A 13,002-nucleotide genomic window follows, 5' to 3' on the forward strand; every position below is an offset into this window, starting at 1 on the left:
AAGTAACTAATCTGGCTGATAAACTATCATAATTGGCTGACAACGTAACAAATTTAGCTAACAACATCTTTTTTGACTAATTTCCCCTTGGATTTTACGCAAAAAAGGGCCAGACCCCTTCCAATAGGATCTGACCCTAGCTTTTTATTGATTAATATTCAGGATATAATGTAAAGTTGCTTGTTAAAGCTTCTACGCGATTTCTTGCTTCCTCAAGCTTGCTTGCGTCTTCGTGGTTTTTCAGTGTAAGAGCAATGATGGATGCAATTTCTTGCATTTCTTTTTCACCGAATCCACGGGATGTTACAGCTGCTGTACCGATGCGGATACCGCTTGTTACAAATGGGCTCTGTGGATCGAATGGAATCGTATTTTTGTTCACAGTGATGCCGATTTCATCAAGCACATGTTCAGCAATTTTTCCTGTTAGGCCTAGAGAACGCAAGTCAACTAGAAGTAAATGATTGTCTGTACCGCCAGAAACAAGGTTGATTCCTTCTTTTTGAAGGGCTTCCCCAAGAACCTTCGCATTGGAAATGATATTGCCTGCATATGTTTTGAAGTCTTCTTGAAGCGCTTCGCCAAATGAAACAGCTTTCGCCGCAATCACATGCATTAATGGACCGCCTTGAATGCCAGGGAAGATGGATTTATCAATTTTCTTCGCATATTCTTCTTTACAAAGAATCATACCGCCGCGCGGGCCGCGAAGTGTTTTATGAGTAGTTGTTGTCACAAAATCTGCATAAGGAACTGGGTTTTGATGTAAGCCAGCTGCGACAAGACCAGCGATATGAGCCATATCCACCATTAAAATAGCTCCCACTTCATCAGCGATTTCACGGAAACGTTTAAAATCAATCGCACGTGGATAAGCACTTGCGCCCGCTACGATTAGCTTCGGTTTATGTTCGCGTGCTTTTTCAAGAACCACATCATAGTCGATCATTTGAGTCTTTTCGTCTACACCGTACTCAACAAAATTGTATAGAACTCCACTGAAGTTTACAGGGCTGCCATGTGTTAAGTGACCGCCATGGGATAAATTCATACCAAGAACCGTATCGCCTGGCTCTAAAATTGTGAAGTATACAGCCATGTTCGCTTGAGCACCAGAGTGCGGCTGCACGTTCACATGCTCTGCTCCGAAAATTTCCTTCGCGCGGTCACGAGCTAAATTTTCCACAACATCGACATGTTCGCATCCGCCATAATAGCGGCGGCCCGGATAGCCTTCTGCATATTTATTTGTCAGCACAGATCCTTGTGCTTCCATTACTGCTTCACTCACAAAGTTCTCAGAAGCGATTAATTCAATTTTTGATCTTTGGCGTCCTAACTCATCTTGAATGGACTTGAAAACTAGCTCATCTTGCTTTGCTAAATGCTTCATCTAATAGGCCTCCCTTTTCCTTCACTTTTTTTCAAAAAAAGTATGTACACTCTTCTATTTTTGAAAATTCTATTATATATTATCACGTTTTGTTTGTGAAAAGAAGATTATAAATTCTTTAACGATTTAGTGCAGTACTTTCCAAGAGAGTTCCGCACCTACAGTTTCAATCAACTAAGTAAACAATGCACTATAACATAGTCAACGATTTTAAAAGGAAAAGCCCTGCATGATGCAAGACTCTCCTTTTTATTGCCCGACAACAGTTTTATAGGCAAGATTCATTTTCTGCTTTTCTTTCGTATACAGCTCTTGCGCCGCCGACCAGCTTTGGTCTCGTTTTGGCTAATGTCACATGTGCATCGCCAACCGTTTTCTGAGCGGTTCTAATCGGTACAGCCACATGTTTAATATGCATGCCGATGAAAGTATCACCAATATCGATTCCCGCGTCTGCCTTAATATGTTCAACTACAACCGGATCCTTGAAATGCGCAAAAGCATACGTTGCCATGGCGCCGCCAGCCGTACGAACCGGAACCACAGTGACTTCCTCAAGACTTTTCTCCTCCGCTGTATGCCGCTCTACGACTAAAGCGCGGTTCAAATGCTCGCAGCATTGAAAAGCGAGAGCTACGCCTGTATTTTCACTAAAGCCTTTTAGTCTGTTAAAAATCATTTCGGCTACCTGCTCAGTGCCGGCTGTTCCGATTTTCTTCCCGGCCACCTCACTCGTGCTGCATCCGACCACTAAAATATGCCGATGATTGAGGGGCACTTGCTCACTAAAATCTTGAATAATATCTGTTAGCTGCTTTTCCCAAGCATGAATGTATTCCGACATAAAAAGCTCACCCTTTCGGAAGCTTCATTTTTTTGTTATTGATAAAACGGGCCTTCCCCCGCTGCTGAATGTATCGGACAGGTTTCATTGTCAGAGGAACCTGTCCAGGTTTTCTGGACAGGTCTCAACGGTTTTCCGACAACCTGTCCAAATTATCAAGCTTTCTGGACAGGCTCCACGTTCTCCCGAAAGTCTGTCCAATTAATCAGGCTTTCCTTACAGGTCACATCATTTTCCCAAAAACCTGTCCATCTACCGGAAATTCCACCCTATTTATTTTCGTAGTTCTTAATTTTTCCAACTCGGTTTTCGTGGCGGCCGCCCTCGTATTCAGTTGTCAGCCATACCTTTGCGATTTCACGTGCCAGTCCTGGACCAATAACGCGTTCACCCATTGCCAGCATATTGCTGTCATTATGCTCGCGTGTTGCCTTCGCACTGAAAAGATCGTGCACAAGCGCACAACGGATGCCCTTCACCTTATTTGCCGCAATACTCATCCCGATGCCAGTCCCGCATACAAGAATCCCTCTATCAAATTCACCATTCGCTACCTTTTCAGCAACAGGCAGCGCATAATCTGGATAATCTACCGATGTTTCACACTCACAGCCAAAGTCCTCAAATTCAATGCCCATTTCTGTCATGAGCCCTTTAATTTCCTCGCGAATGTGAATGCCGCCGTGATCTGAAGCAATTGCTACCTTCATTTGTAATCCTCCTATTTGTCTAACAAACAATTTTTAATATACTTTCATTTTGCACAATAATTGAGATGTGTGCAAGGTGGCAGTGTTTGATTTTATTCGAAAACCTCATGACACGTACAAAAAAGAGAGCCTTCCCATCAAGAAGACTCTCCCCTTATTAAATCTGAAATCTCGTAATCGTATTCTTTAATTTTTCCGCTTGTTCTTTTAGTTCACTTGCAAGATTTTCGACATTCGACATGACCTCGTTTTGCTGGTCTGTAGCTGTTGCCACTTCCTGAGCGCCTGCGGAGGTTTCTTCCGCAATCGCTGCGACCTCCTGAGATTGGGTGGATGTATGCTGAATGCTTTCCATTTGACGGTCAACCAAATCGGTAATAGCAGAAACAAAGGAAGCCATTTCGTTAACTGTTTTCGTCATTTCCTCAATGACTACATTAGTTTCTGTTCCCTTTTTCGCTTCATTGTTAGCGGTCTCGACTTGCTCGGAAATTTGCTTAACGACATTTTGAACCTCAGCTTGGATATTCGAAATTAATTCTGAAATTCCTTGAACAGCGGTCGCACTTTCATCTGCCAGCTTCCTTACTTCCTCAGCAACAACGGCAAAGCCTTTCCCATGTTCGCCAGCACGTGCTGCTTCAATGGAAGCATTTAATGCTAGAAGATTCGTCTGGGCAGCAATGTCACCAACAAGCTGGATAATCTGTTCTACTTTTCTCGCATTCTCTTCTAAGCGGATAACCGTTTGCAAAGATTCCTGATTTTCATTGGCAAGCTTTTCAATCCCTGATACGAGAGAGTGAATCACCTTTTTCGAATCATGGAGATCCTGAACCATTTCACTAGAAACGGCTACAGAAGCCTTCGCTTTCGCTTGAACCTCTTCCGCTATGCTAATTACATCTTCAACAAGTTCCGCTGTAGACTGAATCGCAATCGCTGAATTGTCAGCTCCAAGTGAAATTTCATTGATCGTTCGGGCAATGGAATTGGCTTGTTCAGCCGCATAGGAGGATTCCTTGGAAATCGCGATTACCTTCTCATTTGTTTCACGAAAGTTCTCATCAATCTTTTGAACCATTTCTCTTAAATTCGCAAGCATGTCATTGAAAGCAACACCAAGTGAGCGAATTTCATCATCGGATTTCGCTAATTCCACATCCTCTTGAATATCCCCTTGCGCAGCTTTTAAAGCCATTTTCTCTAGTTTTTGTAATGGCTTTATAATGAAGCCCGCAGCGAAAAAGGCTAAGACCCCAGACCAGATGATTCCTAAGCTTAATGTTATAACGCTGAAAAGAACCTCATTGACAGGCAGTGAATCTTTGATCATTGGGTATAGGAAATAAATAAAGAGTGCACTTGTCGAATACGTTATGATAGCTAAAATCGTAATAAAAAATACAAGTTTCTTCCTCAAACCAAATTTATATCCTTGCTTCTCTCCCATTCATGCTCCCCCTGAAAAAATATTTGCTTTATAGTTTTTTTATTATTTCTGATATTGCTATTTTCATCTCATTGAAGGTTTTTCGATAAATTTCAGCGGGTCCCCCGAAAGGATCTATAATATCTAGGTCCCCTTCAATCCCGGCAAATTCCTTCAACGTGAATATTTTCCCCGCGGCATTTGGAAACATCCGTGTGACTGCAGCCTTATGGCTTTCCGTCATGGTCAAAATACAGCTTGTCCAATTAACTAGGCTTTCGTTGATCATAGAAGCTTGATGATCGATATCGATTCCTTCTTCCGCGAGAACCGTTCGTGTATGTTCTGACGCATCGCTTCCATCTTGTGCATAAACGCCTGCTGATTTCACCTCTACACCAGGAATTCCCATACTCCTCAAAATGGCCTCAGCCATAGGGCTCCGGCATGTGTTCCCCGTACACACAAATAAAATTCGAGTCATAGCTGCGCCTCCCTTCATCCCATTATAAGCCAAAGTTCCCAGATTCAATAGTATTGTATGTAAAAAATTATTAAAATAATTTGAAAATCCTTACATTGAATGCGGCTATGTTGGCGTTTCTCTACCTTCACCCTTCTAATCACTCACATTGAATGCTCATATGTTAGCGTTTTGCTGCTTCTTACTCCCAAACGCTTACATTATACAATCTTTTTATGTTTTCATAGACAACAAAAAAGAAAGGACAGCCACCATCCTTTCCGAAAACTCTTAAAATTGTTACACACATGAATCCAACGGCGCTACCCCAATAGCAGCTTAATCCCGAACGCAAAAAGGATGCTGCCGCCAAGAGCTTCACTATAGGAGCCGAGCCAGCTCTGGACCTTTCTGCCAATGAGCAGGCCGAGCCACGTAAGGACGGTGGCAGTTACGCCGAAGCTAGTCAAAACCAACAATGTTTTAGCCCCGTAAATTCCTAGAGTTAAGCTTACGGAAAAGCTGTCTAAGCTTACGCTGAAGCCAAAGAGCATTAAGCCTAATCCCACTGGCGTAATCATGCTCTCTTTTTCCTTCTGGAATCCGGACCAGACCATTTGTATACCTAATATGAGCAGGAGCCCGCCGCCGACATAGGTGGCAATGGCACCGAATTTTTCAGATAATATTCTTCCTGCAATCATTCCAATGAGGGGCATCCAAACATGGAAAAAGCCGATGGTCACGCCAATTTTGAATATTTGTTTAAGGCGGAGCTTATACATGCCCATTCCCAAGCCCACTGAAAAAGCATCCATTGCCAGAGCGAATGCCATGATTGTGAGTGTTAGTATTTCTCCGATTAAATCTGCCATCTTTTCTCCTCCTTGGACTTGCTATTTCAACATATGCACGTCCAAGAGGATTTAGAATCGAAAAAACAAAGGGTCGGATCTGTATCTCCATATCCATTGGGACAAGAGACCTAATCATTGACATCCTAAAAAAGACGAACATCGACTCAACTCCCCAATGAGCAACAGACCATTTTCCAAACCAAAATGGGTCGGGTGATTGCTACCTACCGAGGGGGCATATCTAAGTAAAAGTGGATGCTACGTCCAAAAAAAGTGAGACAAGGCACCCGCCCCTCATCCCATCAGATCACACGATGTCCCGCTGCCTTCATAAGGCGGTTCATGACAGCAACGCCGACTCCTTCATTCGGGAACATTTCGCTATAAATAATATCTGCGTTTGTATTGTTGAATTTCCTTAATGCCTCATATAAATAGGTCGCAACGGTTTCAAGATTTTCACGTTGTCCACAAGGTACGACATAATCCGCTTGATAGAAGTTTTGGTTTTCCACAGTTGTTAGCACACCAACGGTCAAACCCTCTTCCTTCTTCTTATCCACAAGCTTCTGGATAAACTCTCTTGACCCATCCACTAAATAAAGCGGTGCATCTGGAGCATAGTGTCGGTATTTCATTCCAGGGGATTTAGGCGCCTGAGTCTCATCTGTGAGCGCGGCGTCAACGGAAACCTCCCCAATCACGGCTTCAAGCTGTTCCTTTGTCACTGCACCCGGCCTCAGGATAACAGGGATTTCTTCCGTGCAATCCAATACGGTCGATTCCACACCCACTCCCGTTGGTCCACCATCCACAATTCCCGCAATCTTCCCGTTTAAGTCCTCCCACACATGCTCGGCTGTTGTCGGGCTTGGCTTTCCTGAGCGGTTTGCGCTCGGTGCCGCAATCGGAAGTCCACATCTCTTCAGGATGGCTAACGCAACCGGATGATCCGGCATGCGCACAGCAATTGTGGATAAACCCGCTGTTGCCTGATCCGACAGCTTTCCTTCTTTCTTTTTAAAAATGAGGGTAAGCGGGCCTGGCCAGAATTCCTTTATCAACAGCTTTGCTTGATCTGAAATGTCCTCCGCAAAATCATCAAGCTGATGTTCCTCCGCAATGTGGATAATCAGCGGATTATCGCTCGGCCTTCCTTTAGCTGCGAAAATCTTGCCTACAGCCTCACTGTTTTCTGCATTTCCACCCAAGCCATAGACGGTTTCGGTAGGAAATGCCACCACTTCATTATTTATTAAAAGATCCGCAGCCTGTGCAGTTTGTGGATAACTTTCGAGATCATCCACAAATTTATCCACTGACCATCTTTTCGTATTCATGATGCTCCACCTTCTTTTTGTCACCTTAATATCGTAATAAAATCCTTTATTCACATGTTAATTACTTTTGAAAGTATAAAAGAAGATGGAGGATAACTCAAGCATTATCCACAATTTGTGGATAGATAACTCACATTTGTGCATAACTTCGCCAATATATCCACATTTTACAGGGATAATGTCAAAAAGAATGAGTTGTCCACAGTTAAAATATGTTTTACATGGTCAGAACCATAGAGTTCCTCCGGCAAGTTCAGCCTATTCATCTCTTTAAAGCCCAGCAGCTGAAAAAAAGCCAGCGAGGTTTTTTTATTAGAAGAAAGGTAAAGAGATTGCAGCTGCCTGTCCTTCGCCAACATTAGAATCTGCTCGAAAAGGATGAATAACTCGTTTTCAGTCATTTCCTTTGTCACCGCAAGGGAACGGAGCAATCCCATTGTTCCTAGTGGCTCAATTCCAAGCGTGGCTTTTACATTACCCTGGTCATTTTCCATAATTAAGAAGTAATCGATGGATTCCGCCAATCCATCTGTATTAAGTTTGGCCTCTGCCAAAAAACTTGTTAATCTCTCAACATCCTCCGCCACTGCACCTCGTATGAAAGCAGCCATCGTTCCACCTCATTCTTCATAGTCTATTAGTAAATTTCATTCCATTCTGTTCTATTAAGTATGTAGAAACTTACTATATTCATATGAAAAAATAGAGATAGTAGAACTGTCCTGTGGAAAATAAAATTGTCGTTAACAAACCTTTATGTGCAAAGAAATCATATTTTTGAACAAGATACTCAGTTCCTTATCCGAAAATTTTCTCCCAAAGCTCGACTAGAAAGAACTTCACCTTTACAGGCTGTTCATCTTCTTCCGTATAGACAGGTGGTGTCTTCTCTTCTTTCTCTTGCTTGTTATCGGCAGCTGCCGCAGTTTCTTTCGTTCCCTCTTCTTCAAATCCATCACTTACCGCTACCCCATTTGAGAAATCGAGAAAGCATAGCGGCGGGAATAATACACACCACCAGTTAGCCCCTTGCGCGTCACCAAGTGAAATCAAGATTGCTTCATACTCACCTGCTGGATAAAGGAATTGCCCGTAAAGCTTCGTTGGAAAGTCTACCTTGCTGAAGTTAACCTTCACCTCTTGTTCCGATTGGCTTTCTGCTACTACTTGTTCTGCAATTTCTTGAATTTCCGGCAGCTTGGATTGAAGTAAATTTCTTGCCTCATCAATAGAGGTTAACTCTTCTACCCAATTAGTAATTTCGGCATTTACCGCATCTCTCACCTGGCGTTTCAGTACTTGATCTGCTTCTCTATCACTATTTGCTAGAATTCTAAGACGGATCGCTTCATTTGGAATGACGAGCTGATCTTCCGCCAATGTTTCATTTTGTGGTATATATAAACTTAAAATAGTTCCTAAACATAAGATAATTATATATAATTTTACCGCTGTTTTTGTTTTCATATTCTTCACGCCCCTTCACTAACTCATTGTGGTCAAGGAGGCAGAATCTTAAACTAGTAAAATTAAAAAATTCTATCTTCACCTGTAATAGAAAAAACGAATTTCTGCAAAGTTTAGCGCCTAAAAAAAAGAATAATTGAATAGGAATAACCCTTAGAGATTTTCTAAGGGCTATTGGGATGGCGATATTCTCTTTGATTGAACAAAACTCTCATTATGAGGGCATCCTATTTCCTAAAAACCAATCTCCGCAAACACCATTCGGTCCTTCCCATTTATATCAAAAACCATCTCAACTTTCGCCTGTGGAAAGGCTTGCCTCAGCAGACTGACAACAGCTTCACTTTGACCTGCCCCTACTTCAAAACCAATTAGCGCCTGTTCGCGGACTACAAGCGGAAGCTCCTCCGCTAGCCTTTTATAAATATTCAAACCATCAACTCCAGCAAAAAGTGCTCGGTGCGGCTCATGCTCAGTCACAACTTCTGACATCCATTCAATATCCCCATCCGGAATATACGGAGGATTGGAAAGAACAATATCAAACCTCTCGCCGCTATCAATAAAAGGCTTCAGTAGATCGCCTTGGATAAACCGAACGTCAGCACCAAGATGACGCGCATTTTCCCCCGCTAAAAGCAGAGTTGGTCCATAAATATCTGTCGCGGTTACAGCTAAATCAGGGTTCTCCAGCTTCAACGTGACAGCAATGGCCCCGCTCCCCGTCCCAATATCCGCCAATTTAAGGCCTTCCCGATTTCCAAAAAGCTTCCCGACCCTCTGTAGCGTATGATAAACCAGCTCCTCCGTTTCGGGACGAGGAATGAGAACATCCTCATTCACTTTAAAATCCCGCCCATAAAAGGATTCGGAGCCAATAATATACTGAACTGGCTTACCTTCACTATGAAGAAGCACCGCCTTCTTAAAATCCTCGAAAACCTGCGCCTCAAGCTCTTCTCGCAGGCTAGCTAAAAATATTGACCGGTCCATTCTCATATAATGCTGCAATAGTATTTCTCCCGCATTGTCATCTCGATTTTTTTCTTTTAAAAAAGAAGAAGCCCACTGGAGGGCTTCATAGACTTTCTTAGCTTGATTACTCATTGGATGCACTTTCCAGCTTTGCCGATTGTTCTTCAACGATTAACGCATCAATCACTTCATCCATTTTCCCTGAAAGAATTTGATCAAGCTTTTGGATTGTTAATCCAATGCGGTGGTCTGTCACACGATTTTGCGGGAAGTTGTACGTACGAATCCGCTCAGAACGGTCACCTGTACCGACCGCAGATTTACGTACCTGATCATACTCAGCCTGTGCCTCTTGCTGGAATTTATCGTAGACACGCGCACGTAATACCTTCATGGCTTTTTCTTTATTCTTGATTTGAGATTTTTCATCCTGACAGGACACAACTGTCCCTGTCGGTAAGTGGGTAAGACGAACAGCTGACATGGTCGTGTTTACGCTCTGTCCGCCTGGTCCGCTTGATGCAAACGTATCAACGCGAATATCTTTTTCATGAATTTCGATTTCTACTTCCTCTGCCTCTGGTAAAACAGCAACCGTTGCCGTAGAAGTGTGGATACGGCCGCCAGATTCTGTTTCCGGTACACGCTGTACGCGGTGAGCACCATTCTCAAACTTTAATTTTGAAAAAGCGCCGTTTCCGTTAATCATAAAAATGATTTCTTTGTAGCCGCCTACTCCAGTAGAATGTGACTCAATCACGTCTGTTTTCCATCCCTGCGATTCAGCAAAACGGCTGTACATGCGGTATAAATCCCCAGCAAACAAGGCAGCTTCATCTCCGCCTGCTGCTCCACGAATTTCCACAATTACGTTTTTATCATCGTTCGGATCTTTCGGGATTAAAAGAATCTTCAAACGAGCTTCTAATTCCTCAACCTTGTCTTCTAGCTCATCAAGTTCTTCCTTTACCATTTCACGCATTTCCGCATCTAGCTTTTCATCAAGCATGGCTTTCGCATCTTGATACTGCTCACGAACATCCTTATATTCACGATAAGCGTCAACAGTCTCTTGAATATCTGACTGTTCCTTCGAGTATTCGCGCAATTTTTTTGGATCATTAACAATTTCCGGATCACTTAAAAGCTCATTTAATCTTTCATAGCGGTCCTCTACAGATTGAAGACGATCAAACATAGCATTTCACCTCTTATTTCCATTACACTTCGGACTATTATTTCCGAGCCAAATCTATTCAATACGTTTACGCTTAAAAGCAGCTTTTCACGCTTATTTACCGATAGAGTCCATAACATTATAATTATAGTATAGGTGGAAGATGAGGTCAAAAATAATTTAAAATCGAAATAGAAAAGGCTGCTGCTTTGAAAAAAATGAATACCTTTTTAATTTTATTATTTTTATAATGGGGAATTTTAGCTATGAAGACCCATTTTTATTTTTTTAATGAATCACTAAAAGGACTTATCGGACACGAAATGCAGGAATACACCTATTCATGTCCTTTAACTGCTATTTATAGGACACAAAGTGCAGGAATACACCAATCTATGTCCTTTAACTGCGATTTATAGGACACGAAATGCAGCAATACACCAATTTATGTCCTTTAACTACGATTTATAGGACACGAAATGCAGCATTACACCAATCGTATGTCCTAACACTGGAGCCACCCGTTTTTGTCCTCTTGAACCAGTTAATGAACTAGAAATACTCATTCTCTTTGAAAAAAGCAAAATAAAAAGAGTACAACAAATGTTATACTCAAAAAGTGTCATTCAGCATCTCCAACTAATAGCCTTCCTAAGCTCAGCCAATTCTCCTCAACAAGGAAGTAAGCTAGGGTTGTATTTTTAGAACGGCAGGCGGATATTATTTTATTATGCTCCTCAATCGATTTCATCCCATCAAGAGAACTAAACTTTGAAAATTCCAATCTCCGAACTTTAGACATTATTCGTTCTAATGCCAGACTTATTTCCTGATTCCCGGAAGCTAATAAAAGAATCGCATGAAATTGGTCGTCCGCTTCTACTGCATCCAAAACATTTTTATTTTCTAACGCCTTTTTCAACTGAGCGTTGCTTTCTTCCATCAATTGGATATCTTCTTCCGTAATAGACGGTACCGCCAGACGTGCAGCTAACCCGTGCAGGGCTGCAACAACTGTAAACGCGTTCTTCGCCTCCTCTAAATGAATTTGCGTAATTCGAGTTTGCGAACCGGGCAAGGATTCAACAAGGCCTTCATCCTCCAGCCTTTTGAGAGCTTCTCTCACAGGCGTTCTGCTAACACCAAACTGTGTGGCTAAATCCTTATCCATAATTCGTTGACCAGGCTCTAATTCCAATGTCACAATGGCTTTTTTCAATGACTCATACACTTGATCTCTTAAGGCTGGGCGCGCAATCGTTTTTATCATCTTCATAAAATCAATATATCAACCTTGTAATTGTCTGTCAATTTCCGTATGGCTCCAACTACTATTCCTTTTATCAGTACTTAGCTAGATTTATATCTTACAGCCTCAACCTCCAATGGCTTTTCCCTATTGGAGACATAGCTGTGCAGAATCAAACCTGCAATGACCATTAGAATGCCCACCCAAGATACAATCGATGGAACGGGTGCCGATAAAATGAGCAGCTCCCCTGCCACGGCAAATAAAACTTCAAATGATTGTGTCGCTTCAACTGCTGCTAGTTTTTGCATATCCCCTTTTACTAAATCCGTTGCCTTGAAAAACAGTACCGTAGCAATTACTCCGGAAAACAGCGCTACTAGAAGTGATTGAAAGGTTTGTCCCGTGCTGGGCAGCCCAACAGTGGCAACCCCATATAAAGATAAAAGCAGCCAAAATGGCAGGCTAGCTAAAGTCATCCCTAACACCCGCTGATACGCATCTAACCGATTGCCGCAAACCTCCATCATTTTGCGATTCCCTAACGGATAGGCAAATGAGGCAAGAATGACAGGCAATACTCCAAGCATAAGCATTTTTCCTGAAAGATTGTTTGCCTGTTCCATCTGCATTAATGCTACTCCTAGCAGAATGATTAATGACATCGAGAGACCGATAAACGGAATTTTCCCTCTTACTTTAATAGGGCCGTTTGGCGTTTGTTTCGTTTCGAAAAATAATGGAGCGAGAAGGGAACCCGATATAATCGTCACTTGCCATGTTCCGGCAATCAGCCATCCAGGCCCATAGGCCGCTGCAAAGCTTAAAGGAGCGTAGAAAAGTCCAAATCCGATCAAACTCCATAAAAACCAGGCGCCCGGATTCTTTTTCATTTCAATCAAAAGCGGCTTTAAATTCCTTCTGCTCATCACAATGGCAATTAGAAATGGGACCATAAATATATATCGTAACGAGGCACTCCAAATCCAGCTTCCCCCTGAAAGCTCCATTGATCGATTCAAAACAAAAGTAAAAGCAAAAAAGAATGCTGCAAAGATCCCTATTATAATCGGACGCATGATGTTCTCTCCCCAA

13 protein-coding genes and 1 pseudogene are annotated in these 13,002 nt (G+C 42.4%); all 14 read right to left on the reverse strand.

The window, feature by feature from the left end; translation table 11 throughout:
- Window positions 1–151 precede the first annotated feature (151 nt).
- Window positions 152–1,393, reverse strand: coding sequence for a serine hydroxymethyltransferase (gene glyA, locus RRV45_RS20805; protein WP_315666556.1), 1,242 nt, complete (start codon window positions 1,391–1,393; stop codon window positions 152–154).
- A gap of 268 nt (window positions 1,394–1,661) precedes the next feature.
- Entirely contained in the window at window positions 1,662–2,237 is a 576-nt protein-coding gene (locus RRV45_RS20810) for a TIGR01440 family protein (RefSeq protein ID WP_315666557.1), read from the reverse strand.
- Window positions 2,238–2,506: 269 nt separating this feature from the next.
- Window positions 2,507–2,947, reverse strand: coding sequence for a ribose 5-phosphate isomerase B (rpiB, locus tag RRV45_RS20815; protein WP_315666558.1), 441 nt, complete (start codon window positions 2,945–2,947; stop codon window positions 2,507–2,509).
- 157 nt (window positions 2,948–3,104) lie between these two features.
- Window positions 3,105–4,052, reverse strand: a complete 948-nt coding sequence (locus tag RRV45_RS20820) for a methyl-accepting chemotaxis protein (protein ID WP_410489398.1) — start codon at window positions 4,050–4,052, stop codon at window positions 3,105–3,107.
- Window positions 4,044–4,400: pseudogene (locus RRV45_RS22175) on the reverse strand (HAMP domain-containing protein); the annotation flags it as partial. The pseudogene RRV45_RS22175 and the gene RRV45_RS20820, both read right to left, overlap by 9 nt.
- Before the next feature lie 28 nt (window positions 4,401–4,428).
- On the reverse strand, window positions 4,429–4,863 hold the full coding sequence (locus RRV45_RS20825; protein ID WP_315666560.1) for a low molecular weight protein arginine phosphatase: 435 nt from the start codon (window positions 4,861–4,863) through the stop codon (window positions 4,429–4,431).
- 302 nt (window positions 4,864–5,165) lie between these two features.
- Window positions 5,166–5,717, reverse strand: coding sequence for a manganese efflux pump MntP (locus RRV45_RS20830; protein WP_315666561.1), 552 nt, complete (start codon window positions 5,715–5,717; stop codon window positions 5,166–5,168).
- Window positions 5,718–6,001: 284 nt separating this feature from the next.
- Window positions 6,002–7,039, reverse strand: a complete 1,038-nt coding sequence (locus tag RRV45_RS20835) for an L-threonylcarbamoyladenylate synthase (protein WP_315666562.1) — start codon at window positions 7,037–7,039, stop codon at window positions 6,002–6,004.
- A gap of 167 nt (window positions 7,040–7,206) precedes the next feature.
- A complete protein-coding gene (locus tag RRV45_RS20840) occupies window positions 7,207–7,650 on the reverse strand; it encodes a GNAT family N-acetyltransferase (protein ID WP_315666563.1) in 444 nt (147 codons plus the stop codon).
- A 187-nt stretch (window positions 7,651–7,837) separates the two neighbouring features.
- Entirely contained in the window at window positions 7,838–8,506 is a 669-nt protein-coding gene (gene spoIIR, locus RRV45_RS20845) for a stage II sporulation protein R (protein ID WP_315666564.1), read from the reverse strand.
- A gap of 234 nt (window positions 8,507–8,740) precedes the next feature.
- Window positions 8,741–9,613 carry a peptide chain release factor N(5)-glutamine methyltransferase gene (gene prmC, locus RRV45_RS20850; protein ID WP_315666565.1) on the reverse strand — a complete coding sequence of 291 codons (873 nt, stop codon included), beginning with the start codon at window positions 9,611–9,613 and terminating at the stop codon, window positions 8,741–8,743.
- On the reverse strand, window positions 9,606–10,679 hold the full coding sequence (gene prfA, locus RRV45_RS20855; RefSeq protein ID WP_315666566.1) for a peptide chain release factor 1: 1,074 nt from the start codon (window positions 10,677–10,679) through the stop codon (window positions 9,606–9,608). The genes prmC and prfA overlap by 8 nt, the downstream gene beginning before the upstream one ends.
- Window positions 10,680–11,280: 601 nt before the next feature.
- Window positions 11,281–11,934, reverse strand: coding sequence for a GntR family transcriptional regulator (locus RRV45_RS20860; RefSeq protein ID WP_315666567.1), 654 nt, complete (start codon window positions 11,932–11,934; stop codon window positions 11,281–11,283).
- Window positions 11,935–12,008: 74 nt separating this feature from the next.
- Window positions 12,009–12,986, reverse strand: coding sequence for a DMT family transporter (locus tag RRV45_RS20865; RefSeq protein ID WP_315666568.1), 978 nt, complete (start codon window positions 12,984–12,986; stop codon window positions 12,009–12,011).
- Window positions 12,987–13,002 lie beyond the last annotated feature (16 nt).

It is taken from the genome of Bacillus sp. DTU_2020_1000418_1_SI_GHA_SEK_038, from assembly GCF_032341175.1.
In the GTDB taxonomy this organism is placed as follows: domain Bacteria; phylum Bacillota; class Bacilli; order Bacillales; family Cytobacillaceae; genus Cytobacillus.

Excerpts from the sequence above, each read along its gene's own strand:
- glyA (WP_315666556.1), bottom strand. The coding sequence starts at position 1,393 with ATGAAGCATTTAGCAAAGCAAGATGAGCTAGTTTTCAAGTCCATTCAA.
- RRV45_RS20810 (WP_315666557.1), bottom strand. The coding sequence starts at position 2,237 with ATGTCGGAATACATTCATGCTTGGGAAAAGCAGCTAACAGATATTATT.
- rpiB (WP_315666558.1), bottom strand. The coding sequence starts at position 2,947 with ATGAAGGTAGCAATTGCTTCAGATCACGGCGGCATTCACATTCGCGAG.
- RRV45_RS20820 (WP_410489398.1), bottom strand. The coding sequence starts at position 4,052 with ATGCTTGCGAATTTAAGAGAAATGGTTCAAAAGATTGATGAGAACTTT.
- RRV45_RS20825 (WP_315666560.1), bottom strand. The coding sequence starts at position 4,863 with ATGACTCGAATTTTATTTGTGTGTACGGGGAACACATGCCGGAGCCCT.
- RRV45_RS20830 (WP_315666561.1), bottom strand. The coding sequence starts at position 5,717 with ATGGCAGATTTAATCGGAGAAATACTAACACTCACAATCATGGCATTC.
- RRV45_RS20835 (WP_315666562.1), bottom strand. The coding sequence starts at position 7,039 with ATGAATACGAAAAGATGGTCAGTGGATAAATTTGTGGATGATCTCGAA.
- RRV45_RS20840 (WP_315666563.1), bottom strand. The coding sequence starts at position 7,650 with ATGGCTGCTTTCATACGAGGTGCAGTGGCGGAGGATGTTGAGAGATTA.
- spoIIR (WP_315666564.1), bottom strand. The coding sequence starts at position 8,506 with ATGAAAACAAAAACAGCGGTAAAATTATATATAATTATCTTATGTTTA.
- prmC (WP_315666565.1), bottom strand. The coding sequence starts at position 9,613 with ATGAGTAATCAAGCTAAGAAAGTCTATGAAGCCCTCCAGTGGGCTTCT.
- prfA (WP_315666566.1), bottom strand. The coding sequence starts at position 10,679 with ATGTTTGATCGTCTTCAATCTGTAGAGGACCGCTATGAAAGATTAAAT.
- RRV45_RS20860 (WP_315666567.1), bottom strand. The coding sequence starts at position 11,934 with ATGAAGATGATAAAAACGATTGCGCGCCCAGCCTTAAGAGATCAAGTG.
- RRV45_RS20865 (WP_315666568.1), bottom strand. The coding sequence starts at position 12,986 with ATGCGTCCGATTATAATAGGGATCTTTGCAGCATTCTTTTTTGCTTTT.